Source organism: Fundidesulfovibrio sp., from assembly GCF_058402725.1.
Genome location: NZ_JBZVFJ010000045.1, coordinates 1 through 25,264, shown reverse-complemented (window position 1 = coordinate 25,264; position 25,264 = coordinate 1). Strand labels below are relative to the sequence as shown.

The window sequence follows — 25,264 nt, the reverse complement described above, 5'->3', positions numbered from 1 at the left end:
GTGGCCGGCAACACATAGAGAAAGGGAAGCGTTGTCTCGTAGACCGCACTCCGGGCCTTGGCAGGCTCGTAGAGCACGGAATAGAGGTTCTCGCGCACCTGTTCGGGGTAGATGCCAACCCCGCTGGAGGCGTTTGCCTGTGGATCGCAATCCACCAGGAGGGTCTTCTTTTCCATCACCGCAAGGGCTGCTGCCAGATTGACGGCCGTAGTGGTCTTGCCCACGCCGCCTTTCTGGTTGGCGATCACGATACGTCTGGCCATTGGAGCCCCCACGGACCAGACTGTTTCACGTGAAACAGTCTAGGATTTGTATGTGCGATGGCAGAAATCCTGCGCATCCTGGAGCGAATCGACCAGACGGATGGCATCCTCGCGTTTCCCTTTCTTGACAGTCTGGAGAAGCTGGTTGGCAAGGTGGGAAAAGTCCTCGGCTTCGCCTGCCCAGGCCTCGTCGGCTTGAACATGCAGTTGAGTGCTCAAACGCGAGAAGTGTGCCACGTCCTGCTCGTTGGGAAGCTGACCGTCCTGCACGTTGTCCAGAATTTTTTGAAAAGTCTGCTCGAGTGAGATCTTCAGTTGGCGGAAATCCATCCCCGTCTACCTATTGATGTTGAAAGTGCTTGAACCTTCACGGTCTACCTAAGGAAGGGTCGTGATGCTGTCAAGTTCATCAGACGTTGTAATAGTCCTTGTACCACGAAACAAAGGATTCCACGCCCTTTTCCACCGGAGTGGACGGCTTGAATCCGACATCCCGCATCAGGTCGTCCACGTTGGCGTACGTTGCGGGAACATCTCCCGGCTGCAATGGGAGAAGATTCATGCGCGCTTTTTTGCCAAGCGCCTTTTCGATGGCTTCTATGTACACAAGAAGTTCAACGGACGTGTTGTTGCCGATGTTGTAAAGCCGATAGGGGCAGACGCTCGATGCGGGTGAAGGACGGTCACCGTCCCAATCGGGATCGGCTTCGGGTTGACGCAGGGTGGTGCGCACCACGCCTTCCACGATGTCGTCGATGTAAGTGAAATCACGGTTCATGCGGCCGTGGTTGAAAACCTGGATCGGCTGGTCCTCAAGGATCGATTTCGTGAACAAAAACATGGCCATGTCCGGCCTGCCCCAGGGACCGTACACCGTAAAGAACCGAAGCCCCGTGCACGGCAGCCCATAAAGGTAGGAATAGGTGTGGGCCATCAATTCGTTGGACTTCTTGGAAGCGGCATAGAGGCTGATGGGATGGTCCACGTTGGATTGCACGGAAAAAGGCATGTCCGTGTTCAAACCGTAGACCGAACTGGACGATGCATACACCAGATGCTGCACCTTGTTGTGGCGGCAGGCTTCCAGAAGATTTGCGAAACCGACGATGTTGGACTGAATGTAGGCCGATGGATTCTCCAGGCTGTAGCGCACGCCAGCCTGGGCGGCCATGTTGATCACGTGGGTGAAGTGGTTGGTGGAGAAAAGCGTGAAAAGGGCGTCCTTGTCCACCAGGTCCAGTTTCATGAACGTGAAACGGTCGTAATCCTGAAGTCCTTTCAGGCGGTCCTTCTTCAAGGCCACGGAATAATAGTCGTTGAGATTGTCCAATCCAACGACAGTGTGGCCAAGTTCAAGAAGCCGTCGAGCCAGATGGTAACCGATGAAACCTGCTGCACCGGTGACGAGAAATTTCATGAATTCCTCAAAGGAAGGAAGTGATGAGTGGTATGGTTTGGGATTGCCGTAGGGCCTACTGGGCTACGCTCGTCTTTGTCAAGCGGGCTCATTCCCCGAACCTGAGAAGCTGCGCCGCAGGAGGCACACGCGAGACCAGGGTTTCGTCGGAATCGGCAAGAAGCACAGAAGGGTCCTGTGCGGTGAAAAGACGCGCGGATTGGCTTCCGCCCAGCCCCGCTCTAGCCACAAGTGCATCCAAAAGCTCTTCGTCGCTGCTGGTGAACGCGAGCACGGTGGCCGGAGCGATCCGCCTCAAGGCATGGATGAACGCGGACTGGGCCAAGCGAGGGTCGACTTCCCCAGGCATACTGTAGGGGAGAAAGGCCACGGACCCTGGCGGAAAACCCAGAAGACCGATGAGCCGACGCCAGAGCTGGCCGCGTTCTCGACTGGGCGTCCCGGCGAGGTCCTGTCCCAGGTCGGAGTAGGTGAACACGCAACGCGCCGTAGCAGGCGCCTTGGCAAGGATGGCGGGCCAGGGTGGCGCATCCAGGATCTGCGCGCCGGCCATCTCCTGCATGTCGAAAGGGGGCTCCTTGCGTGTCGGGTCTTGGCCGCGTCCGTTTCCTGCCGGATCCTTGCGCCCGTGCGGCGCAAAAGCAGGTTCGGGGGATCCGGAAGGGCCGTCCAGAATGTGGCGGATGCCTGCCAGACGCAGAACGTGAAGGGCTTCGTTCATCGCAGGATGTGCACGAGCCACTCCAGAAGCCGCCAGGCCACCTCGGCCTTGGGCAGCACCGGCCACTCCTCGCAGCGGTTGTGGGAATCAAGGACCGTGACGGCGTTGGTGGGCGACCCGAAGCCGCTGCCCGGCGTTGAAATGGAATTGGCCACCATGAGGTCGCAGCGCTTCTCCTTGAGCTTGAAGGCGGCGTAGCCTGCAAGGTCGCGGGTCTCCGCGCAAAAGCCCATGAGTTTCTGCCCATCCGTCTTGGAATGGCCCAGGGTGCGCAGGATGTCCGGGTTCACGGCAAAGGGCACGGTGAATTCCCCGGAGTCGAGCGTGCGTTTCTTGAACTTCTCAGGGCCGTGGGGAATGGGGGAAAAATCAGAAACAGCGGCCGTCATGATGCCGACATCCTGTGAAGGCCAGAGGTCGGTGCAAGCGGCGAACATCTCGCGCGCGGTGTTCACGGGCGTGCGCGCGACGGCGGAGGGAAGCCAGAGATCGACGGGGCCTTGCACCACGCTCACCTGCGCGCCGCGCAACCAGGCCGCCATGGCAAGCGCGCCGCCCATGATCCCCGTGGACGGGTTGGACCAGTAGCGGGCGGGATCGAAATATTCACGCGTGGGACCGAGGCTGACCAGCACGCGCGTTCCGGCCATGTCTTGCACGGTAAGGGCCTTCAGGCAATGGGCCGTGATGTCCTTGAGGTCCGTGAGCCTGCCCTTGCCCTTTTCGCCGCAGGCCATGCGTCCGGTGCAGGGTTCCAGCACCTGCGCTCCCCTGCCCCGCAAAGTGGCCAGGTTGGCCTGGGTGGCGGGAGCGTCCCACAGCCTGGGATTCATGGCAGGAGCCACGACAACCGGTCCGGTGAAGGCCAGGGCCTGGGTGGAGAGCAGATCGTCCGCGATGCCGTGGGCCATCTTGGCCATGATGTCTGCCGTGGCTGGGGCCACTAGGAGGCAGCGCGCCTCCTGAGCGGGTTCCAGGTGCCCGAAGGCGGAATCCGCTCCGTTCCACATGCCGTGGTAGACGTGCGTTGCGTCCAGTGCCTGGAAGGCGAGCGGCGTAACGAAGCGGGAGGCCGCCTCGGTAAGCGTCACGGAAACCTGAAGCTCCAGCTCCTGGAGCATGCGCAGCAACTCCACGGCCTTGTAGGCGGCCACGCTTCCGGTTATCCCCAGGTGGACACGTTCGCCGTTGTGCACGCTGAAGCGAAGATGTTCGGGCAACATGAGGCCATCATGCGTGAGGGTCGGCCCGCTGTCAAAGGGAGAGCGTTCATGGATTTTCCGCTGGCCGAAGCCGTGGGCGTCACGGCCGGTACGCTGACCACGGCGTCCTTCGCGCCCCAGGTGGTTCGCACGTTCCGTTCGCGCTCGGTGCGCGACATCTCTTTGCGCATGTACCTGCTCATGAGCACGGGCATTGCCCTGTGGGTGGCCTACGGGGTGATGATCGCCTCCTTCTCGGTTATAGTGGCCAACGCCGTGAGCCTGGTGCTCACGCTCTCCATCCTGGCCATGAAGGTGGTCTTCTCGCGCCAGGCGTCACGGTCTGGGCAATGTCCCGCCTGCGGGGCCGATAAACGGGACTGAAAAGGCCCGCCCGGCGGATTTCGCGCCAGACGGGCCCAGGATCGCTTCCGCCGTCGCCGGCGGCCCATCAGTCGATTCCTTGATCAGGAAGCGTTCTCGGAGGCGTTTTCTCCGTTGGCTCCGTCCGCCACGTCGAAGCCGATCACCTGGATCGCGTCGTCCATGGCCACAAGGGTCACGCCCTGGGCGGCTCGGCCCACGTTGCGCACCGAAACCACAGAGGTGCGGATGATCTTGTTGGCCGAGGTGAGCAGCAGGATGTCGTCGGTGTCGCAGACGCTGGTGGCTCCGATGACGTGACCGGTCTTCTGGGTGACCTTCATGTTGATCACGCCCTTGCCGCTGCGGCTTTGCAGGCGGTAGAGGTCCACGTCCGTGCGTTTGCCGAAGCCGTTGGCCGAGACGGTGAGCACCTGGTTGCGCTCGGGGTCGCCGAACACCACGCCGGAGGCGACGCGGTCCTTGCCGTCCAGGGCGATGCCCTTCACGCCGGCGGCCGAGCGTCCCATGGGGCGCACGTCGCCCACGCTGAAGCGGATACCCATGCCAAGTTCGGTGGCCAACAGGATTTCGGCGTTGGCGGGCACTTCCTTCACGTCCAGCAGTTCGTCGTCGTCGTTCAAATTCACGGCGCGGATGCCGCCGGTGCGCACGTTCTTGTAAAGGTCGATCTCGGTGCGCTTCACCATGCCTTTGCGCGTGACGAAGAGGAAGTAGCGGTCCGGCGTGAACTCGCGGATGGTCAGCGCCGTGGCGATGAACTCCTCCTTGTCCATGGGCAGCAGGTTGGCGATGTGCATGCCCTTGGCCGTGCGGGAGCCCTCGGGCACCTGGTGGACCTTGAGCTGGTGCATCTTGCCCAGGTTGGTGAAGAGCAGCAGGTACTGGTGGTTGGTGGTGGTGCAGAAGCTCTGGATGAAGTCTTCGGCCGAGGTGTGCACGCCCGCGATGCCCTTCCCGCCTCTGCGCTGCTGCTGGTAGGTGTCCAGCGGGGTGCGCTTGATGTAGCCACGGCGCGAGAGGGTGATGACCACGTTCTCGTCGGGGATGAGGTCCTCGATGTCGATGCCTTCGAGACTGGGCAGGATCTCCGTGCGTCTGGGCGTGGAGTATTTCTCTTTGATCTCGCGGACTTCGTCGCGGATGACGCCCCGAAGCACCTCCTCGTTCTCCAGGATGGAGCGAAGGTACTCGATGAGCTTGAGGAGCTGGGCGTATTCCTCAAGAAGTTTCTCGCGCTCCAGGTTGGTGAGGCGCTGCAGGCGCATGTCCAGGATGGCCTGGGACTGGCGCTCGGAAAGCTCGAAGCGGTCCATGAGGTTCTGTCGCGCTTCCAGGGGGGTCTTGGAAGCCCGGATGATGCGCACCACCTCGTCGATGTTGTCCAGGGCGATGCGCAGGCCCTCGAGAATGTGCGCGCGCTCCTCGCTCTTGCGCAGGTCATACCGGGAGCGACGCAGGATCACTTCCTTGCGGTGGTCCAGGAAGAAATCGAGCACCTGCTTCAGGTTGCACAGGGCCGGACGGTTTCCCGCCACCACGAGCATGTTGATGCCGAAGCTCGTCTCCAGCGGGGTGAACTTGTAGAGGCTGTTGATGACGATGTCGGGAATGACCCCGCGCTTGAGCTCCAGCACGATGCGGATGCCCTTGCGGTCGGACTCGTCGCGCAGGTCCGAGACGCCGTCGATCTTCTTCTCCCCGATGAGCTGGGCGATCTTCTCCACAAGGCTCGACTTGTTGAGCGCGAAGGGAATCTCGCGGATCACCACGAGTTCGTGCCCCTTCTTCTGCTGCTCCACCTCGGCCTTGCCGCGGATCTTGATGGAGCCGCGCCCGGTGCGGTAGGCGTCGAGCAGTCCCTGCCCTCCGTAGATGGCGGCTCCGGTGGGGAAGTCGGGGCCGGGGACGCAACGGATCACATCGTCCACGGAACAGTCCGGGGAGTCGATGATCAACAACAGCGCGTCGCAGAGTTCGCTCAGGTTGTGGGGCGGAATGTTGGTGGCCATGCCCACGGCGATGCCCGCGCTGCCGTTGAGCAGCAGGTTGGGAACCTTGGTGGGCAGCACGGAGGGCTCGTGGAGCGAGTTGTCGTAGTTGGGGCGGAAGTCGACGGTCTCCTTGTCGATGTCGCCCAGAAATTCGCTCGTCAGGCGCGACATGCGCACTTCGGTGTAACGCATGGCCGCCGCGGCGTCGCCGTCGATGGAGCCGAAGTTGCCCTGGCCGTCCACGAGCGGGTCGCGCATGGAGAAGTCCTGGGCCATGCGCACCAGGGCGTCGTAGACGGCGGAGTCGCCGTGAGGGTGGTATTTGCCGATCACGTCGCCTACGATGCGCGCGCTCTTCTTGTAGGGCCGGTTGTACGAGTTGGAAAGCTCGTGCATGGCGAAAAGGATGCGCCGGTGCACGGGCTTGAGGCCGTCGCGCACGTCGGGAATGGCCCGGCCCACGATGACGGAGAGGGAATATTCGAGGTAGGACTTCTTGAGTTCTTCTTCGATGGAAATCTGGTCGAGCACGTTGGCCTCGTCGTGTATGGGTGCGCCGACAGGATGAAAGCCTCCGGCGGCCAAAGGGCTGCGCCCTCTGGACTCCCTTCTTAGGTGTCGCGGTTGATCAATTGTTCCTGCCTGCGCCCCATGGGAACGGTCCCCGACTGGGGAATCCAAAGGGACACCGTCCCTTTGGCAGGAGAGTGCGGAGAGGGCAGAGCCCTCTCCGGCCGCCGGAGGCGCTCCCCCTCATCAAATGTCCAGTTCCCGAACGCTCAGGGCGTAGCGTTCGATGAATTCGCGCCTGGGTTCCACCTTGTCGCCCATGAGGTCGGTGAAAATGTCGTCGGCGTCGGCCGCGTCGTCGATGGAGACGCGCAGGAACGTGCGGTTCTGGGGGTTCATGGTGGTGTCCCAGAGCTGCACGGGGTTCATTTCGCCCAGGCCCTTGTAGCGCTGGATGTTGATGCCCTTGTGGGCCTCGTCCAGCACGGCCTTGAGCAGCTCGAAGAAGCCCGTCACGGGGGTTTCGGTCTCCTTGCGGCGCACGGTGAAGGCGTCGGTGGAGATGAAGAGCCCGGTGGAATCCTGCTCAAGGTTCTCCGATGAGGCGAATTCGCCGCAGAAGGCCAGGCGCAGTTCGTCCAGGATGGCGCGGCACTGCCGATGCACGCGCGAGGCGAAGAACTCCAGGCCAAGGCGCGTGCGCACGCCGTTGCGGTTGGTGAACACCGCGTAGGCCCGGCGCTCCGCCTCGTCCTCCTCGATGTCCACCAGGAGGGTGTATTCCCTGGAGGCCATGTAGGCGGAGAGGGTTTCGAGGGCTTCCCCTTCGAAATCGCTTGGGGCGATGCGCGCGGGGGCGTCCAGGAACACCCAGAGGAGCGTTTCGGGGATTCCGTAGTTCTGGGCCTCGGCAAAGCGCGTCTGAAGGTTCTGGATCTTCACGAGCATCTCGCGCAGGGGGCCGTTGTCGTAGGATTTGCCGTTGGGGCCAACGACGGAAAGGTCCTCGGTGACGCGGGAGAGCAGGAAATCGGAGAGTTCCTTCTCGTCCTTGATGAAGCGCTCCCAATCGCCCTTGTGCACGCGGTAGAGGGGCGGCTGGGCGATGTAGAGGTAGCCCTTCTCGATGAGCTCCTGGTACTGGCGGTAGAAGAAGGTGAGGAGCAGCGTGCGGATGTGCGCGCCGTCCACGTCGGCGTCGGTCATGATGACGATCTTGTGGTAGCGAAGCTTGGCCAGGTCCACCTCGCCCTCTCCGATGCCCGGGCCCATGGCCGTGATGAGGGCGCGGATCTCCTTGTTGCCGAGCATCTTGTCGAAGCGCGTCTTCTCAACGTTGAGGATCTTGCCGCGCAGGGGCAGGATGGCCTGGAACTTGGGGTCGCGCCCCTGCTTGGCGGAGCCGCCTGCCGAATCGCCCTCCACAATGAACAGTTCCGAGTCGTCGGGGCTCTTGGACTGGCAGTCGGCCAGCTTGCCGGGCAGGGCGTTGTCCGAGAGGGCGCCCTTGCGGCGCACCAGGTCCTTGGCCTTGCGCGCGGCCTCGCGGGCGCGTGCCGCGTCCACGGACTTGTCAACGATGAGCTTGGCGTCCTTGGGGTTCTCCTCGAAGAACGTGCCCAGCACGTCGCCGCAGACCTTGGCCACCTGACCGGCCACCTCGGAGTTGCCGAGTTTGGTCTTGGTCTGACCTTCGAACTGGGGCTGGGGGATCTTCACGGAGAGCACGGCCGTGAGGCCTTCGCGCACGTCGTCGCCGGTGAGCTTCTGTTTGAGCTTCTTGATGAGCCCCGATTTCTCGACGTAGTTGTTGATGGCCCGGGTCAGGGCGGTCTTGAAGCCCGCCAGGTGCGTGCCGCCTTCCATGGTGCGGATGTTGTTCACGAAGGTGAGCATCTGCTCCTTGTAGCCCGCGTTGTACTGGAGGGCGAACTCCACGATGGTGGCGTCCATCTGTCCGGAGCCGGAGACGATCTCGTGGATGCCCATCTCGCCGGAGTTGAGATCCTGCACGAAACGGCGGATGCCGCCGTCGAAGCGGTAGGTGGTCTCCTCCTGGGTGCGCTCGTCCTTGAATTCCAGGGTGAGCCCGGAGTTCAGGTAGGCCAGTTCCTCGAAGCGCTTGGCCAGGGTGGCGTGGTTGAAGTCGGCGGTCTCAAATATTTCTTCATCGGGAAGAAAACGAACAGTGGTTCCGGTCCCCTCGGCCTCGCCGATCTGGTCCACGCCGGTGACGGGTCGGCCGCGCTCGTAGCGCTGGCGGTAGCGCCTGCCGTCGCGCTTGATGGTCACTTCCAGGTATTCGGAGAGGGCGTTCACGCAGGAGACGCCCACGCCGTGCAGGCCGCCGGAGACCTTGTAGGCGTCGTTGTCGAATTTGCCGCCCGCGTGGAGCACGGTCATGACCACTTCCACGGCCGGGCGGTTCTCCTTGGGGTGAAGGTCCACGGGAATGCCGCGCCCGTTGTCGGAGATGGTCACCGAGTTGTCCAGGTGGATGATCACCCGGATGCGGTCGCAGAAGCCAGCCATGGCTTCGTCGATGGAGTTGTCCACCACCTCGTAGACCAGGTGGTGCAGGCCGCGGATGTCCGTGGAGCCGATGTACATGGCCGGGCGCTTGCGCACGGCCGAGAGGCCCTCCAGGACGGTGATGGAGTCCGCGGTGTAGGACTGGGGCGTTTGGGTCATGCGGAGGCTTCCTCGCTGTAGTACGTCTCTTCGACGATCTTCATGGGCATGATGATCACCAGGTAGTCGGAATCGTCCTCCCCGGTGATGCCGCAGGGTCCTTCGGACCCGGTGAGAGTGAAGCGCACCTTTGCGGAGTGGAAGTGGCCGAGGATTTCCAGGAGGTCGCGGGTGGGGAAGGCGATCTTCTTGAGGTCGCCCGCGAACTGGGACTCCATGGACTCGGTGGCCGCGCCGGTGTCGTTGCCCTGGGACTGGAGGGTCAGCTGCCCGGGCTGCTCCAGCTGGAAATAGGTGCAGCGGTTGGAGTCGGTGTTGAAGATGGAGATGCGGTCCAGGGCCTCGGAAAGCTCGGATTTGTCGGCCGTAAGCTCCGAGACGCCGGGCGTGGCCAGCTTGCCCACGAAGTTCTTGTAGTCCGGGTACTGGTAGTAGGAGAGGGGCAGGCTGAAGGATTCGCGCTGGTCCTGGGTGCGGAAGAAAAGCCGCTTCTGGCTGATGGCCAGCTCGATTTCATCGGTGGTGAGCCACTTCTTGAGCTCCAGCACGTACTTCTTCTGGATGAGCACGCCCTCTGGGGGCAGCAGGCCCAGCACGTCGTCGTTGAGGAAGCCCGCCATGGCGAACTGGTGGCCGTTCAGGCCGCAGACCTCGACCTTCTCCTGCATGGGGCGCAGGTACATGCAGGCCATGGCCTCCATGGTGTCCTCGTCGGAAACGCAGAAGAAGACGCGGTCGATGAGTTCCTGGAGGAAATCTCCGCTCCACATGACGTGCTCGCCCAGTGGGAACTCCGCGAAGGGCTGGAACCAGCTCTTTTCGCTGGTGGGCAGCTTGTAGCGCCGCCCGGACTGGGTGACTTCGAGGGTCTGCCCGGAGGCGTCGAGCTTCAGCTGGATCTCGCCCGGGGGCAGCTTGCGCACCAGGTCGAAGAAAGAGCGGCCCTGCACGCCGCACAGGCCGGGTTCGATCACCTCGGCGCGGTATTTGCCAACGAACTCCAGGGAGGAGTCGGTGGAGAGGATGCGCAACGCGCCTGTCTCGGCGGAGAGCCAGATGGTCCTCAGAAAGGCGGCTCCGGTCTTGGCGGGTATGATATTGGCCGACTTCTGCAGGCCTTCGATGATATCGTTCCGGGTGACCTTCACGAACATGTGGTCGTCTCCTTGAAATGTGGCGTGGGGCTGGAAAGATGGGTGTTCGGCAGCCGGGACCCCGGGACTATACGGAAAAAAACGCCCATGGCAAGCGCCCTCTGAGCGAGCATTGGCGCGGCTTCCTGGACATCGGGGCCGCGCGGGCGGCCGCCCGCGCGGCCACCACGGTGAAAGGGTGGGGGAAAGTCCGCGTGTACAGCGTATCGGGACGCGCCGGGTTCGTCCTGTGTGGACGCCGGGTTCGAGGGGGGTAGGGGAAGCGGAGGATGCAACCCCGTGGAACTGGCGGCCGGAGTACACGGGAAAGGCCAGCCGGGGGGCCTCCTGACGGAGAGGGAGCCCGATTGTCTGGTACGTGCCCGGAACCTCCCCTTCAGCCTGTCCGGAAGCGCCGACGCTTTCAGGAAAGGAAACGAATCCAAAAGAGTTTAGAAAGGGTTGAAGTAGTTATAGAGGCGGTGCGCTTGTTCCTATCAGCGGCAAACAACTGAAAACATGACGAGAGTTAAGGAGGTGGTAGGGATGCGGAACGAACGGGCCGGAGCGCGTCGGGGAGCTTGTCTCCTGTGAAGGCAGTTTACGAACCACCTTGGCGGCATGCTTCGCGCAATTCCGTCACCAATTCTTTCATAACTTTGTCATCCTTTTGGATTTCTTTGATTTTGTTCACAGCATAGAGCACCGTGGAGTGGTCTTTGCCGCCAAAGAGCCTGCCCAGCGCCGGATAGGAGAGGCCGAGTTCTTCGCGGCACAGGAGCATGGCCACCTGCCGGGCCTGGGAGATCTCTTTCGTGCGCCGGGAACCGGTGAGGGCCTTCACGTCCACCCGGAAGCGCTTGGCCACCTGTTCCAGGATGATCTGGGGCGTGGTGCGCGCCGTGCGCTCGTCCTGGCCGCGTCCCAGGATGTTCTCGAAGATGTCCTCGGAGATGTCCTTCTTCAAAAGCTCCCGGAAGGCCTGGAACTTGTTGAGCAGGCCGTGCAGGGTGCGGAAATCAAGATGGCGCTGGGCCAGGGTGAGCATCTGGGCCTTGTTCAGGGGGATCTTCTTGCGCTGGCAATGGGACGTGACGAACTTGAGCCGCACGTCCAGGTCCGGCTTGGAGAGCTGGACCATGATGCCGCTCAGGAGCCGCGCCCGCAGCGTCTCGGGCACGGCCTCGCAGGAGGCCAGGGGCGTGAGCGTGCTGAAGACCATGAGCCTCTGCGCGGCGTGGAGGGCGTTGAACATCGAGAGGAGGTGCGTGGTCAGGTGCGGGAACTCGTCCAGGCGGTGCAGGTCGTCCAGGAGGACGGCCGAGAGGCCCGCGAAGTGGCGTCGCAAGGGTCCGGGACCGGCCAGGGCGGTCTGCGCGGCCAGGGCGTCCAGATCGTCCAGGGTGCCCAGGAAGAGCGTGTTGCGGTCCAGGTGCTTGGAGAGTTCGTTGGCCATGCAGCGCAGCAGGTGGGTCTTGCCCGTGCCGGGTTCGCCCTGCACAACCAGGGGGTTGAAGCGCACCTCGCGGCTTTTGGCCAGGTCGCGCGCGGTGGTGAGGGGGAAGACGTTCTTCTGGTTGGTGAGGAACTGCTCGAAGGTGTGCTCGTGGCCGAAGGGGAAGTCGATGCTGGAGGCCACCAACTCGGGGACTGCGCCCTGGGGGGAGCCCGCGCCGCCCTGCGGGGTCCGGTAGCGCAGCACGTGGCCCGGGCCGAAGAAGAGGGCCGCGTGCTTCTCGAAATCGTCGCGCGCGTGGGGCACGAACCACTGGGCGAAATAGGCGTGGGGGAACTCCACCACGATGTCCAGTGAATCCGGCAGCGGGGTGAGTTCCAGGGGATCGTACCAGCGGGCCAGGTCCTGCTCGGGCACGAACTGGGCCAGGTGGGCGCGGAGTTGTTTCTTGAGCATGTGACGGTCCAGGGATGGCGCGGGCCTTTCCTGCGAACCTAGCTCAAAGCGGCGGGGGGTTCAATGCGGCGCGGGCGGGCGCGGGATTGCCAAGGCGAGGGTTTGCGGGCATGATGCGACCGTTTTCCCATCAGGAGGCTTTCACGCCATGTCGCAAGCGACCAAGACCATCCAGGAAATCAACGAGCGGATCAGGAAAGGCACGGCCGTCATCCTCACGGCGGAGGAGATGGTGGACGTGGTGCGCGCCAAGGGCAAGAGCGCCGCGGCCAGGGAAGTGGACGTGGTCACCACGGGCACGTTCTCGCCCATGTGCTCCTCGGGCATGCTCTTCAACTTCGGCCAGGAGCCGCCGCTGATCAAGGCCTCCAAGGTCTGGCTGGGCAACGTGCCCTGCCATGCGGGCCTGGCCGCCGTGGACGCCTACCTGGGCTGCACCGAGCCCAGCGAGGACGACCCGCTGAACAAGGTCCACCCGGGCCGCTTCCTCTACGGCGGCGGACACGTGATCGAGGACCTGCTGCGCGGCAAGGCCGTGCGCCTGAAGTGCCAGGCCTACGGCACGGACTGCTACCCCCGGCGCGAGCTGGACAAGTCCGTGACCCTGGCCGACCTCAAGTTCGCGGAGCTCCTCAACCCGCGCAACTGCTACCAGAGCTACAACGTGGCCGTGAACACCGGCTCGCGGGTGATCTACACCTACATGGGGCCGCTCAAACCCGGCATGCGCAACGCCAACTACGCCACCGCCGGGCAGCTCTCGCCCCTCTTCAACGATCCCTTCCTGCGCACCATCGGCATGGGCGTCAAGATCTGGCTCGGCGGCGGCACGGGCTGGGTGATCGGGGCGGGCACGCAGCACAACCCCAAGCCCCAGCGCAACGAGCGCGGCATCCCGCTCACGGCCTCGGGCACGCTCATGCTCAAGGGCGACATGAAGGGCATGAGCGCCAAATGGGTGCGCGGCGTCTCCATCCTGGGCTACGGCTGCTCGCTCAGCGTGGGCGTGGGCATCCCCATCCCCATCCTGGACGAGGAGATGGCCTGGTTCACCGGGGTCAGCGACGCCGACATCACCATGCCAGTGCGAGACTACGGGCACGACTACCCCAACGGGGTGAACAACGTGCTGGCCCAGCCCACCTTCGCGGAGCTCAAGAGCGGCGAGATCGCCGTGAACGGCCAGAAGGTGCGCACCGTGCCCCTGACAAGCTACGCCCTGTCCCTGGAGATCGCCCAGGAATTGAAGGCCAAGATCGAGAAGGGGGAGTTCCTGCTCACCGAAGCGCAGGACCGCATCCCATCCAAATAGCGCCCGCCAGGCGCGCGAAGACCACGGGCCGGGGGAGCTATCCTCCGGCCCGCTTCTTTTGGCGCGCCGTGGGACGACAGGCGTCGGGGCCGGGCGACGCAGGGAGCGCTCAACGGGCGGCGGCAGGGCCCAGGCGGCGCTTCTGGTCCGGGGTGAGTTCCTTCTTGAGCGCGTCGAGGCGCGCCAGGGCCTGCCTTCCCGCCTCGGGCGGGAGGTCCGGGGAGGAGAGGGAGCGGTCCAGCCAGAACACGGCCCAGACGGGGTCTCGCGGGACGCCCAGGCCGTCCATGAAGAGCGCCCCCAGCTGGAACTGGGCCTGGGGCTCTCCGGCCAGGGCGGCTTCGGCCAGAAGCTGCGCGGCGCGGGTGGCGTCCCGGGGGGTTCCCTGGCCTGTGAGGTGGCGGTAGCCCTCCGCGAAGAGGTCGCCGGGCGCGGCGGCCCCCGCGGGAAGGCAGAGCAGGGCCAGCAGGGCCAGTACGGCGAAGGACAGCAGGCGCATGATGGTGAACCTCAGTGCGGGGCCAGCAGGCCGTCCAGGTCCGGCAGGGGCCTGGGAGAGAGGTGCGCCCGGACGCCGGGGCCGACGTCCAGGACGAAGGGCTGGTCCGGCAAGGCGGGGAAGGCCCCGGCAGGCGCAGGAAGCCAGGCGTCGACGGTGAAGGGGCAGTCGGGGCCGGACCAGAGGCGGGCCTTGTCCCCGGAGAGCTCGAAGCGCAGGTAGACGAGTTCCGAGGGTTTCTCCAGGCGCGCCAGGGAGACGCGGCGGGTCTTGCCCTCCCAGAGCTGGGAGTCCCTTGCGGTGAAGAGGTCCAGCTCGCGGTAGGCGTTGCCGTCGGTGGAGAGGCTCAGGCGGACGTGGTTGGCGATGCCCGGCTCGCCGTAGACCTCCGGGGAGTGGACCACGCGCACGGCCCGCACCGGCATGGGAGAGCGCAGGGCGTAGGTGACGAAACAGGAGTTCTCCCCGGTGCAGGTCAGGTAGGGGCCTTCGGGGACCGTCGCGGTCAGGTAGCGCGCGGCGGGGCCTCCATCGCCCTGGGCGAAGTCCAGCCGCGCCCAGAGCCTGGCCGCGCCGCCTAGGGACAAGGCAAGGGCGGAGCCCTCGGGGGCCTGTCCGGGAAGCTCCAGCGCGCGGTCCCCCAGGCGCAGGGTGCGCCCGGGCCAGGGGCCGTCCAGTTGGACTCCCTGCAGCGCGCCGTCGAAGCGGACGCTCTTGCCGGAGGCCTCCAGCCAGGGGTGGAGCAGGGCCGGATCGTAGACCGCCAGGTCCGGACCCTGGGCCACGGGGCGGATGCCCGGGTGGGCCTCCAGGAAGCGCGGCAGGAGGGGGTCGTCGGGTTTGAAGGCAGTCAGGACGGGTTTTCCCGCGCGCTCCACGCCCGGCTCCCAGGGGGCCAGGCGCGCGCGGCCCGCCACGCGGTCGGCGATGCCCCGGGGTTCGCATGGCTCTCCCGCGAAGATCGCCTCGAATTCCATCAAGTCCAGCGAGCCGTGGATGGTCCCGGGATCCAGCACGATCCCGGCCAGAAGCTCCGGCCCTGCAGGGCGGGGAATGAGCACGTCCAGCGTCCGCTCGCTTTCCCCCGCGAAATCGGCCGCGCCGACGCTTGCCAGCACGCGCAGGGTCTCCCGGGATTCGCCGGCCACCAGGGAGGCGCGGGCGTCCGGGGCGGGATTGGCCCGGGAGCGCATAAGGCGCAGGCGGCAGCGCAGCCGGACGTCCCCCGCCCAGGCCCCGCCAGGAGCCTCGAAGCCCCAGAGGGCGCGCCCCGGGCGGTGGGGATCGAAAAGGCTCAGCGTCTTCTGGACCATGTCCGGGGCCATGTTCTCCCAGAAGGCGGCCTGGGCGTGGAACTCCAGGCCCGTGAAACCGGCGCGGTAGGTTCCGCAGGCAGGCAGCGGGCTCAGGTTGAGGATGCCCGAGCGCCTGCCGGGGAGCTCCCCGAAGCGCTCCGGGATGCCGTCGCCGGGCGGTTCGAAGCCCGGTTCGCCCAGGAGGAGGACGCGCCGGTAGGCGAGGTCGCCGCTTGACGAGAGATCCCCAAAGATCCCAGGCAGATACCAGCGGGCGAAGACCTTCAGGTGGCGGTTTCGCGCGAAGGCCAGCACGTCGGCGTCGGCCGCCCCCCGGGCCACGGCGAGCATGTCGTCGCGCTGGGTGCGCCGCTCTTTGCGGTAGTAGGCGTCGAGGCCTTCCAGCCCGGACCAGGAAAGCCCCAGCACCGCGACACCGCCCAGCAGCGCGGGGAATACGGCCGGAAGCCTCGCGGGAAGCGCCCCCAGCAGGGCGTCCAGTCCGCATCCGGCCAGGATGGCCAGGCCGGGTACGAAGCTCATGAGGTAGCGGGGGTTCACCGAAATGCCGGTGCGCAGGGCAAGGGCGGCCGCCAGGGGAGCGGCCAGCCAGAGCAGCAGGAGCGCAAGGACCTTGGGATTGCGCCGCAGCGCCGCCAGGAGGCCCACGGCGGCGCAGACCGGCAGAAGCGTGCTGCCCGAGGTGAATTCCAGAAGCGCCCGGCCCAGGAAGCTCCAGGTGAGGCCCATGTCCGAACCCGGGGCGTAGATGAGTTCCATGTGGAAAAGATGCCCGGGCAGCCAGGGGAGATAGGCCAGGGCCGCCGCCCCCAGGGAGAGGCAGGCCGGTGCGAGCCTGCCCGGGGGAAGCCTTCGCCAGGCCAGGAGAAGGCCCAGGTAGGCGGCCTGGGCCACGGCGCCCGCTCCGCCCAGGTAGGAGGCGTAGAGCGAGGCGGCGAGGCACAGGGCGTGAAGCGCCCAGTCGCGGGGCCGGTTGGTCTCCAGGGCGCGCAGCAGGGCCAGCAGGGAGGCCGTTGCGAGCAGCAGGAAGAGGGCGTAGGGCCTGGCCTCGCGGCTGTAATGGATGTGGTGCAGGGACAGGGCCAGGAGCCCCGAGGCGAAAAGCCCGGCGCGCGGCGAAAAGAGGCGCGCCCCCAGGAAGTAGGCCACGGGCAGGGTGAGCACGCCGGCCACGATGCTCGGCACTTTCACCCAGGGCCCGGTGTTCCCGCCGAGGGAAAGCACCGCATGGATCAGGAGATGCAGGAGCGGCGGGGAGGAATCCAGGGAGACGTCGGAGGGGCCTTGGTACGAAAGGCTGCGCCAGAGTTCGTCCAGGGGGAGCCCGGCCCGGCCCAGGGTGACGAACTCGTCCCACCACAGGGGGGTGGATTCCAGCCAGGCGAGGCGAAGCGCCGACGCGCCGGCCGCCAGGAGGAGCAGCAGGAGAAGATTCACGTTGATGCGGGGCATGGGGGTGCCTTACGGCATCTCAGGGAAAAAAACACCTGGACAGCGTTGGGGAAAATGAATAACCAGCGTTTTTTCGAGCGCATCGCGCCAGGAGGAAACATCAATGGCCCACAAGAAGATCGAACGCAAGAAAGAGCTGGATCGCCGCCGCAAGCGCCGTGCCGAACGCCTGAAAGAGCGCGTGCGCCAGGCCAAATCCGCCAAGAAGTCCTAGCGCGGGTTTGACTTTGACGCTCACGCGTCTTAGTTACGAAGCTGTTGCCTATTTCACGGGATCGTGAAGGAGTACGCCATGCCCATCTACGAATACCGCTGCCAGGAATGCCAGCAGACGTTCGAGGAGTGGCAGAAGGACTTCGCCGAGCGCCCTGTCCCCTGCCCCGTCTGCGGAGGCAAATCCGAGCGGCTTATTTCCAACACGGCCTTCGTCCTCAAGGGCGGCGGCTGGTATTCCGACCTTTACTCCAAACCGGCCGGTTCCTCGGGGGGTTCGCAAAGCTCCACCCCGTCGCCGGCCCCCAAGGCCGAAGCGGCATCCGCGAGCGCAAGCACCAGCGCCACCGGGGCCGCCTCCAACTGATCGAACCCCGCAAGGCAGCCTCGGCTGCCTTGCTCGTTTCATGGCCCCCTGCGGCCAATCGGCAAACAAGCACATGATCGACCGCTACACGCGCCCGGAAATGGGCAAGCTCTGGAGCCTGGAGAACCGCTTCCGGGTCTGGCTGGAAGTGGAACTGGCCGTCTGCGAGGCCTGGCATCAACTCGGGCGCATCCCCGAGGCCGACATGCAGGCCATCCGCGACAAGGCGGACCTGGACGTGGAGCGCATCCTGGAAATCGAGGAGCGCACCCGCCACGACGTGATCGCCTTCCTCACCTGCGTGGAGGAATTCGTGGGCCCCTCGGCCCGCTTCATCCACCTGGGCTGCACCAGTTCCGACATAGTGGACACCGCCAACGGCGTGCTCCTCAAGCGCTCGGGCCAGATGGTGCTGGCGGGGGTGGACCGCCTGCTGGGCGTGCTCAAGGACATGGCCCTGGCCAACAAGGGCCGGCTGTGCATGGGCCGCACCCACGGCATCCACGCCGAGCCCACCAGCTTCGGGCTCAAGCTCGCTGGGTTCCACGCCGAGTTCGCGCGGCACCGCGAACGCCTGGAGCGCGCCGTGGCCCAGGCCGCCGTGGGCAAGATCAGCGGGGCCGTGGGCACCTACGCCTACCTCTCGCCCGAACTGGAAGAGAAGACCTGCGCCATCCTGGGCCTCACGCCCGACCCCATCTCCACCCAGATCGTGCAGCGCGACCGCCATGCCGAGTTCTTCACGGCCCTGGCCCTGCTGGGCGGCGGCATCGAGCGCCTCTGCGTGGAGCTTCGCCACCTGCAGCGCACCGAGGTGCTGGAGGTGGAGGAGGGCTTCGGCAAGGGCCAGAAGGGCTCCTCGGCCATGCCCCACAAGAAGAACCCCATCTCGGCCGAGAACCTGGCCGGGCTCTCCAGGCTCTTGCGCTCCAACGCCGTGGCGGCCATGGAGAACATGGCCCTGTGGCACGAGCGCGACATCTCCCACTCCTCGGTGGAGCGCGTGATCATGCCCGACTCCACCATCCTGGCCGACTACATGCTCCACCGCCTGGCCAACCTGCTCTCGGGGCTGCGCGTGATCGGCGAGAACATGGAGCGCAACCTCTGGGGCTCCTTCGGGCTGTTCTTCTCCCAGGCGGTGCTCCTGTCGCTCATCGACGAGAAGGGCATGGACCGCCAGAAGGCCTACGAGCTGGTGCAGGCCGTGGCCATGCGCTGCTGGACGGAAAAAAAGCTCTTCCCGGACGAAGTGCGGCGTGATACGGCCATCGCGGGCGCTTTGGGCGCCGAAAAGCTCGACGAAATCTTCAATCCCTCGCGCTTTCTGCAACACGAAGACACGATCTATCAAAGGGTTTTCAAGGCGTGAAAAACAGGCTCGCCCAACTGCTGCTGGAAAAGTCCTACCGCGAGGGCGATTTCACCCTCTCGTCGGGCCGCAAGAGCGACTACTACTTCGACTGCAAGCCCACGGCCCTCTCGCCGGAGGGCTCCTACCTCATCGGCAGGCTCTTCCTGGACATGCTCGCGGGGCTGGACGTGCAGGGCGTGGGCGGCATGACCCTGGGGGCGGACCCCCTGGTGAGCTCCGTCACCGTGGTCTCCTGGCTGGAGAAGCGCCCCCTGCCCGGGTTCATCGTGCGCAAGCAGTCCAAGGGCTACGGCACCAACCAGTTCCTGGAGGGCCTGGGCAACTTCCGCCCCGGCGACAAGGTGGCCATGCTCGAAGACGTGGTGACCACCGGCGGCACGCTCCTCAAGGCCTGCGAACGCGTGCGCGACGCGGGCCTGCAGATCGTGGCCGTGCTCGCCGTGCTGGACCGCCAGGAAGGCGGCCGGGAGAACCTGGCCCAGGCGGGCTACGAACTCTCCCCCATCTTCACCCGGGCCGACCTCGTAGCGGCCAAGGCGAGGTGATGACCGTTCCGGCCGATCCGGCCGGAACCCGGACAGGCGTCCTCCGCGGCGTCGTCCTGACCACCGTCGACTCAAGGAGGAGCCTGACCGTGGCCGCACCCCACGACGCCTCATCCGCCAAGGCCCGCCGCAGCGCGTGGACCCCTTTGCTTCTGGCCGCCCTGGCGGCCCTGTCCCTGCTCCTGGCCGGACAGGCCCGGGCGGGCGAAGGCTGGGCCGTGAACCTCAAGGCCGACGCCTACGGACCCCAACGCTTCCTGGCCGTGGACAAGTCCTCCCAGACCTTCTGGATCTTCGAGCAGAAAAGCCCCCTCTCCCCCGTGAAGCAGCTGCCCTGCACCACCGGGCAGGAGCCCGGCACCAAGTGGAAGGAAGGCGACCTCAAAACCCCCGAGGGCGTCTACTTCATCAAGCAGCGCATCAACGGCGGGCTCGATTTCAGCCTTTACGGCGACCTGGCCTTCACGCTCAACTACCCCAACCCCATCGACGTGATCAACGGGCGCAAGGGCTCGGGCATCTGGATCCACGGCCGGGGCAAGCCCATCACGCCCAACGAGAGCCGGGGCTGCGTGGCCCTGAACAACCCCGACATCAAGGAGCTGGACCCCCAGCTCACCAAGCGCGTGCTCCCCGTGGTCATCGCCAACGAGGTGCACTGGTCCAAGGACGACCCCGCCGTCTCCAAGGAGGGCCAGGAGGTGGTGGCCGCCACACTGGAGTGGGCCAAGGCCTGGTCGCGCAAGTCCGAGGCCTTCTTCGCCTTCCACGACGCCCAGAAGTTCTCGGTTTCCACGGGCGAGCCCTTCGAGAACTTCCGGGGCCACAAGCGCCAGCTCTTCGCCAAGCTGCCCTGGATCCACGTGCTCATCGACGACGTGCGCGCCGTGCAGGGGCCGGACTACTGGGTCACCTACTTCGGGCAGCTCTACCGCTCGCCCACGCTCTCCAGCGAGGGCATCAAGCGCCTCTACTGGCAGCGCAATGCCGAGGGCCGCATGGTCATCGTGGGCATGGACTACGACGAAACCACCCTGGGCCTGGAGACCAAATACGTGGAGCGCGTGCGCCCCGAAGTGCTCAAGGTGGTCGAAGCCTGGCGTCAGGCCTGGGAAAAGGGCAAGGTGGCCGACTACGTCCAGTTCTACGCCGACAACGCCACCCAGGGCGACCGCAAGGGCAAGGCCGCCATCCGCGACCACAAGCAGCAGCTCTGGACCGGGGCCAAGGCCCCCAAGAAAGTGGCCGCGCGCGACATGAAGTTCTCCCTGTCCCAGGACGGCGTGCTCGTGGAATTCGTCCAGGAGTACGCCAGCAGGGACGGCGTGGCCGACAAGGGCCGCAAGAAGCTCGTACTCGGGCCATCCGGCGACGGCTGGCTCATCACGGACGAAGACTGGAGCAAGCTCTAAAGTGTCCGACAAGGGGAAGCTCAACCTCATCTGGTTCCGCGACCAGGAGAGCGCACGCAGGCTGCGCCTGCGCCCGGGCTGGATCCGTGCGGCCACCTACCTCCTGGTGCTGGTGCTCATCACCGCCGCCGGCGGCGTCTTCGCCTCCTACCAGTTCTGGCGCCGCGCCCAGGACGGGCAGAACGAACGCCGCGACCTGGAGAAACGCCTCTCCGAAACGCTCATCCGCCTGGAGCGCCTGCAGAACATCGAGAAGCTCATCCAGACCTCCGACGCCCAGGAACTGGCCCAGCTCCTGGCGGGCATGGGCATGGACCCCTCCGGCAAGGCGCAGCCCCAGCCCGCCGCGCCGCCTCAGGCCAAGCCCGGCAAGGACTCCAAAGACGCCAAGGATTCCAAGGCGCAGCCCGCCGTACAGCCCGCCGCGCAGCCCCAGGCCCCCCCGGCCGAACGCCCCGGGGGGTTCGACCTGGCCGCCGTGGTGGGCAAGGTGGACCTCAACCAGGTGGGCGTGGAGAACTTCCGCGTGCGCCTGGACGCCAAGACCGTCCAATACTCCTTCGACCTGGCCAACCTGATGCCCCAGCCCCTGGCGGGCGGCGGGCAACTCTTCGCCGTGACCCGCGAAGGGACCCTCACCCCCGTGCAGACCGGCAAGGACGACCTCGCCTTCTCCATCCAGCGCTTCAAGCAGGTGTCGGCCCAGGCCCCCCTGCCCCAGGGCGTGGAGCCTTCGGGCCTCTACGGCTTCCGGCTCGTGCTCGGCAACGCTTCGGGCAAGACCATCTTCAGCGAGACGTTCCCCCTTGCCCAGGCCCAGTAAGCTCCTGCCGGGGCTCCTGCTGCTGGCGTTCGCCGTGCTCGCCCCTTGCGCGCGGGCGCAGGCGGAATCCGTCACCTTCTTCCCGGGCACCCAGTACGCCCTGGAGGTCCACTTCCTGCGCGGAGACAAGCCCGGACCCACCGTGATGGTCCAGGGCGGCATCCAGGGCGACGAGGCGGCAGGATTCCTCACGGCCCAGCTGCTCAGCCGCGCCAAGGTGACCAAGGGCACGGTGATCGTGGTGCCCCGGGCCAACCCGCCCTCCATCCACGAGCGCAAGCGCGCCATCAACGTGGACCTGAACCGCCGCTTCGACCAGGACTACAACGAATTCTACGAGGACCGCCTGGCCCGCGTGATCCGTTTCCTGGTCTCCCAGAGCCAGGCGCTCATCCACCTGCATGAAGGCTCCGGCTTCTACGACCCCGTGCGCCGCTCCGATCTGCGCGGACCGCAGCGCTACGGCCAGTCGGTGATCGTGGACTCCGCCGACCCCAGGCGCGCCCCCCAGCTGGAGCGCGCGGTGCGCCAGGTGCTGGCCAAGGTCAACGAGGCCGTCACGCCCAAGGACTGGGCCTTCCAGCTCTTCAACATGGACACCTTCAACGACCGCTCCCGCTACCTGGAGCAGCGCAAGTCGCTCACCTACTACGCCCTCTCCCGCGTGGGCATCCCGGCCCTGGCCGTGGAGGTGAGCAAGAACATCCCCGACCTCTCCTGGAAGGTGACCCAGCAGCTCAAGGTCACCGCGCTCTTCCTGCGCCAGTTCGGCGTGGAGCTGGAGCCGCCCCGCCTGGGCCCCGAGGACCTCAAGGCCTATCCCTCGCGGGAGCTTCGCGTGCTCGTGAACGGCAGCCCCCTCACGGCCCAGACGCGCACCATCCGCCTGGACCCGGGCAAGCCCCTGGACGTGCGCTTCGAGAACCTGCCCGAGGGCACGGCCATGAGCCCCGTGACGGCCGTTTTCGCCTCCGACCGGCCCGGCTTCAACCTGGCCAAGGGGCCGCGTCTGCCCCTGGCCCCCTTCCAGGGCATCGACGTGCGCGCCGACGGCGTGGTGCTGGCCCGGGCCGCCCTGGAGTGGAAGGGCGCGTGGCCCGCTGCGGAGGCGTCGGGCGCGCCCCGCTTCGTCTGCTGGCTGGGGGGCGAGCTGAAGGTGGTGCCCGCCGGGGGCGTGCTGGAGGCCGTGCAGGGCGACCAGCTCGTGCTGGAGGGCGTGTGGGGCAGCCGCAAGGACGAGGTGCTCAACCTCAAGGGCTACGTGAGCCGCGTGGGCAAGAACGACGGCCAGGACGCGGGCCAGGAGATCATCCTGGACCCCAACAGCTTCATCCCCAAGTTCGTGAAGCACCTTGAGAACGCAGACCTGCTCTATGAAGTGGTGCGCGAGACGCACAAGGAGCCGTCGGCGCATTTCTTCGTGCGCGTGAAGCCCCGGGTGGTCACGGCGCTGACGGTGCGCGACCAGCAGGGCAAGGCCCTCGCCCTGGAATGGCGGCCCGGCAAGGCCCTGGCGCTGCCGCCCGGTCGCTACGTGCTGGAGGAGCTGCGCGGCAACGGCCCGGCGGGCATGGTGCAGTTCTTCGCGGGCAAGCGGCCCGTGGGCGTGGGCCAGGCCTTCAGCGTGGCCCCCTCCGACGAGATCGTGCTGCGCCAGGCCACAACCTTCGTCGAGATGGGCAAGATGCCCGTGAACTCCATGGTCTCGGAGGCGGGACCGGCCAAGGGCTACTAGCGTCGCGTCCCGGTGGGCGACGCCCCGGCGGCGTTCCCGGTGACGATGGGTGCGGAGCACACCCCGGGGGCTGCCGTGAGGCAGACAAGGGCGAGGCTTGCTGCGAAGTGATGTAGTTTGACTATCATGTGCGTATGTTACCATTTTTCAATTTCGTCTGAGGATCAAAATAATTACCATTTTTATCCATGATTCCATAGTGAATATGTGGCCCCGTGGAACGCCCTGACAAATCAGTATTTCCGATGTTGTCGCCAGAATAAACACGATCGCCACCCTGTACGGACGATCGAGTGTGATGGTATACGGATCTTTCATTATATCTATTCTTGATCATGATGGTGTTCCCACCTGCCCCATAGGGTCCAACGAAATCAACCACTCCAGCCTCGCTGGCTCTGACTGGGCCGCCATCCTTGTTGCGTATATCAATCCCGCGGTGCGGTTCCGTTTTGATCTCTCCAGTTGGTGTTCTTTCCCCTGTCGCGGATTTGCGGTCGCCAAATGGCGATCGTACAGGGCCGTCGCCCGGCCAGACGATGCCGTATTCGCGTTTTGTTTCCGGATCGATTCCTTTTTCCTGCTCCCAAATTCTCCGGGCCGCTTGTGCTTTTTCCTGCTCGGAGGCGCTTCCCGGGCCCTGCTGACCAGTCCCCCGGGCTTCCGATCCGCCATCAGCCTGCCCGCCCACTCCTCCAGATTGTCCGGCGTCAGGAACCTTGCCGCTCAGGCTGTTCTGGCCATGCTCCGTGCCGGACGGGCCGCCGTTTGTCGCTTGACCATACTGCAGGAAGTTCTGGAGCCCATGGGCAAACCCAAAGTCATACGAAGCGGGGGCATTGTGGATTTCGCCGGAAAACGGTGATCCCATTCCAAGGGCAAATCAAGACAAAACAGGGCGCTGAAACAGAAATTCGACCTCAAAATGCGCCGCCGGAAGGAGCAGACACGCGCCTCAGCGTATTACGCAGGGGTCTCGAAATGCGTAAAATCCTGCATGGAATATTTCAGCAAGAGAGCCCAGTTGCCACTGCGCAGTGGATTAGACTTTGGCGAGGCAGTGGTTGAGCGGTGCATATTATTGACAAACATTTGTAGCCCTGGTATATAAATAAGTTAGAATTTGTTTACATCTTCTTCACGTACAAGGATGCAGACATGTATGCATTGCTAACCCTTGTCGGTGGAGGATACTTAATATTTCATGCACTTCGACTTGGGAAGCGACAAAGACAAATTGAATATAACCTAGATATTTCTTTGGGGTGCTCGGGTTTCAAAATTTTGAAGCTGCTGCTGCCCACAACGCACTAGTTGGCTTTGCTCTTTGGCTTTTATTCGTGGAGTATTTCTTTGCCTGTTAGGAATGGCGGTGTTGTCTGCTGTGGGGAAATATTTCAACATAGCGGGGTAAACATTAATTCGTACGAATTTCAGGAGGGCAACATGCTTCCTCTAGTCGGCGGAATTGTTTCCTTTGTCTTAGGGTGGGTGCTTATTAGGCGTTCGATGGACAAGCTAAGGGAATTCCATAAATACGAATTCAACAATCGAAGCTCTGGCGGTGTTGTAGGTTTCCACAATTACGAATCGATGGAGGTACACCAGTGGTCTAAATTTTGGACAAAAGTCATTCTCGCTGTTGGCGTCATACTGTTAACCCTTGGAATGGGTCTTATTGGATACGGAGCTTCGACGATGAGATGACTTGCTGCATAAGATGCCGGGAGCCCGCCCTTGAATGACATCAATAGCCTTGCGGACAGATTGTCAAGCACACGATTGCTCAACCGTGAATTACGTGTTTGTATTATACGCGCGCTCTCACCTTTTTAATCATTCATACAGAGGTGGTTAAAGACGTGTCAGCTTCAAATCTGCCCGGTGACAAGCAAATAGTTGTTTTCGATGACAATGTATTTGAATTATCAGGGTGGAGTAGCCCCCGTTTAGACCGGACATCCTGTCCAACCGAAGAGGTAGGGCTA

General features: G+C 64.6%; 20 protein-coding genes. 8 read left to right on the top strand and 12 right to left on the bottom strand.

From position 1 onward, the window contains the following. From ACV4UX_RS07940 to coaBC, 5 genes are all read right to left on the bottom strand, one after another. A partial coding sequence (locus ACV4UX_RS07940) for a ParA family protein (protein ID WP_491592773.1) occupies positions 1–263 on the bottom strand: 263 nt, incomplete at its 3' end. Between the two features lie 39 nt (positions 264–302). Continuing rightward, a complete protein-coding gene (locus tag ACV4UX_RS07935) occupies positions 303–593 on the bottom strand; it encodes a GAK system XXXCH domain-containing protein (protein WP_491592772.1) in 291 nt (96 codons plus the stop codon). Between the two features lie 79 nt (positions 594–672). Then, a complete protein-coding gene (locus ACV4UX_RS07930) occupies positions 673–1,680 on the bottom strand; it encodes an NAD-dependent epimerase (RefSeq protein ID WP_491592771.1) in 1,008 nt (335 codons plus the stop codon). An 88-nt stretch (positions 1,681–1,768) separates the two neighbouring features. Further along, on the bottom strand, positions 1,769–2,401 hold the full coding sequence (locus ACV4UX_RS07925) for a hypothetical protein (RefSeq protein ID WP_491592770.1): 633 nt from the start codon (positions 2,399–2,401) through the stop codon (positions 1,769–1,771). Beyond that, positions 2,398–3,621 (bottom strand): bifunctional phosphopantothenoylcysteine decarboxylase/phosphopantothenate--cysteine ligase CoaBC, encoded by a 1,224-nt coding sequence (gene coaBC / locus ACV4UX_RS07920; RefSeq protein WP_491592774.1) that lies wholly within the window; start codon positions 3,619–3,621, stop codon positions 2,398–2,400. Before coaBC ends, ACV4UX_RS07925 begins: the two co-directional genes overlap by 4 nt. Positions 3,622–3,672: 51 nt before the next feature. Between coaBC and ACV4UX_RS07915 the strand changes: the two genes are divergently transcribed. After that, positions 3,673–3,987, top strand: coding sequence for a SemiSWEET family sugar transporter (locus ACV4UX_RS07915; protein ID WP_491592769.1), 315 nt, complete (start codon positions 3,673–3,675; stop codon positions 3,985–3,987). Between the two features lie 83 nt (positions 3,988–4,070). On the opposite strand, the gene gyrA is transcribed toward ACV4UX_RS07915, so the two are convergent. From gyrA to ACV4UX_RS07895, 4 genes are all read right to left on the bottom strand, one after another. Continuing rightward, positions 4,071–6,512 (bottom strand): DNA gyrase subunit A, encoded by a 2,442-nt coding sequence (gene gyrA, locus ACV4UX_RS07910; RefSeq protein WP_491592768.1) that lies wholly within the window; start codon positions 6,510–6,512, stop codon positions 4,071–4,073. A 225-nt stretch (positions 6,513–6,737) separates the two neighbouring features. Next, positions 6,738–9,182 carry a DNA topoisomerase (ATP-hydrolyzing) subunit B gene (gyrB, locus tag ACV4UX_RS07905; RefSeq protein WP_491592767.1) on the bottom strand — a complete coding sequence of 815 codons (2,445 nt, stop codon included), beginning with the start codon at positions 9,180–9,182 and terminating at the stop codon, positions 6,738–6,740. Then, positions 9,179–10,336 (bottom strand): DNA polymerase III subunit beta, encoded by a 1,158-nt coding sequence (gene dnaN / locus ACV4UX_RS07900; protein WP_491592766.1) that lies wholly within the window; start codon positions 10,334–10,336, stop codon positions 9,179–9,181. The genes gyrB and dnaN overlap by 4 nt, the downstream gene beginning before the upstream one ends. A 580-nt stretch (positions 10,337–10,916) precedes the next feature. Next, positions 10,917–12,227: a helix-turn-helix domain-containing protein gene (locus tag ACV4UX_RS07895; RefSeq protein ID WP_491592765.1), complete on the bottom strand. Its 1,311-nt coding sequence runs from the start codon at positions 12,225–12,227 to the stop codon at positions 10,917–10,919. Positions 12,228–12,375: 148 nt separating this feature from the next. Between ACV4UX_RS07895 and ACV4UX_RS07890 the strand changes: the two genes are divergently transcribed. Further along, positions 12,376–13,539 carry a homocysteine biosynthesis protein gene (locus ACV4UX_RS07890; protein WP_491592764.1) on the top strand — a complete coding sequence of 388 codons (1,164 nt, stop codon included), beginning with the start codon at positions 12,376–12,378 and terminating at the stop codon, positions 13,537–13,539. 109 nt (positions 13,540–13,648) lie between these two features. On the opposite strand, the gene ACV4UX_RS07885 is transcribed toward ACV4UX_RS07890, so the two are convergent. Together ACV4UX_RS07885 and ACV4UX_RS07880 are read right to left on the bottom strand one after the other, a co-directional pair. Continuing rightward, complete coding sequence (locus tag ACV4UX_RS07885; RefSeq protein ID WP_491592763.1) at positions 13,649–14,038, bottom strand: hypothetical protein; 390 nt, start codon at positions 14,036–14,038, stop codon at positions 13,649–13,651. A gap of 11 nt (positions 14,039–14,049) precedes the next feature. Beyond that, positions 14,050–16,806: a glycosyltransferase family 39 protein gene (locus tag ACV4UX_RS07880; protein WP_491592762.1), complete on the bottom strand. Its 2,757-nt coding sequence runs from the start codon at positions 16,804–16,806 to the stop codon at positions 14,050–14,052. 292 nt (positions 16,807–17,098) lie between these two features. Between ACV4UX_RS07880 and ACV4UX_RS07875 the strand changes: the two genes are divergently transcribed. The 6 genes from ACV4UX_RS07875 to ACV4UX_RS07850 all read left to right on the top strand — a co-directional run bounded on the left by ACV4UX_RS07875 (position 17,099) and on the right by ACV4UX_RS07850 (position 23,276). After that, positions 17,099–17,386 carry an FmdB family zinc ribbon protein gene (locus ACV4UX_RS07875; protein WP_491592761.1) on the top strand — a complete coding sequence of 96 codons (288 nt, stop codon included), beginning with the start codon at positions 17,099–17,101 and terminating at the stop codon, positions 17,384–17,386. Between the two features lie 73 nt (positions 17,387–17,459). Continuing rightward, positions 17,460–18,758: an adenylosuccinate lyase gene (purB, locus tag ACV4UX_RS07870; RefSeq protein WP_491592760.1), complete on the top strand. Its 1,299-nt coding sequence runs from the start codon at positions 17,460–17,462 to the stop codon at positions 18,756–18,758. After that, positions 18,755–19,306, top strand: a complete 552-nt coding sequence (pyrE, locus tag ACV4UX_RS07865; RefSeq protein ID WP_491592759.1) for an orotate phosphoribosyltransferase — start codon at positions 18,755–18,757, stop codon at positions 19,304–19,306. Before purB ends, pyrE begins: the two co-directional genes overlap by 4 nt. An 89-nt stretch (positions 19,307–19,395) precedes the next feature. After that, positions 19,396–20,718: a L,D-transpeptidase family protein gene (locus ACV4UX_RS07860; RefSeq protein ID WP_491592758.1), complete on the top strand. Its 1,323-nt coding sequence runs from the start codon at positions 19,396–19,398 to the stop codon at positions 20,716–20,718. Position 20,719: 1 nt separating this feature from the next. Then, on the top strand, positions 20,720–21,541 hold the full coding sequence (locus tag ACV4UX_RS07855; RefSeq protein ID WP_491592757.1) for a hypothetical protein: 822 nt from the start codon (positions 20,720–20,722) through the stop codon (positions 21,539–21,541). After that, positions 21,525–23,276, top strand: a complete 1,752-nt coding sequence (locus tag ACV4UX_RS07850; RefSeq protein ID WP_491592756.1) for a M99 family carboxypeptidase catalytic domain-containing protein — start codon at positions 21,525–21,527, stop codon at positions 23,274–23,276. The genes ACV4UX_RS07855 and ACV4UX_RS07850 overlap by 17 nt, the downstream gene beginning before the upstream one ends. Before the next feature lie 124 nt (positions 23,277–23,400). Here ACV4UX_RS07850 and ACV4UX_RS07845 read toward each other — a convergent pair whose 3' ends face one another. Further along, entirely contained in the window at positions 23,401–24,147 is a 747-nt protein-coding gene (locus ACV4UX_RS07845) for a M23 family metallopeptidase (protein ID WP_491592755.1), read from the bottom strand. Positions 24,148–25,264 lie beyond the last annotated feature (1,117 nt).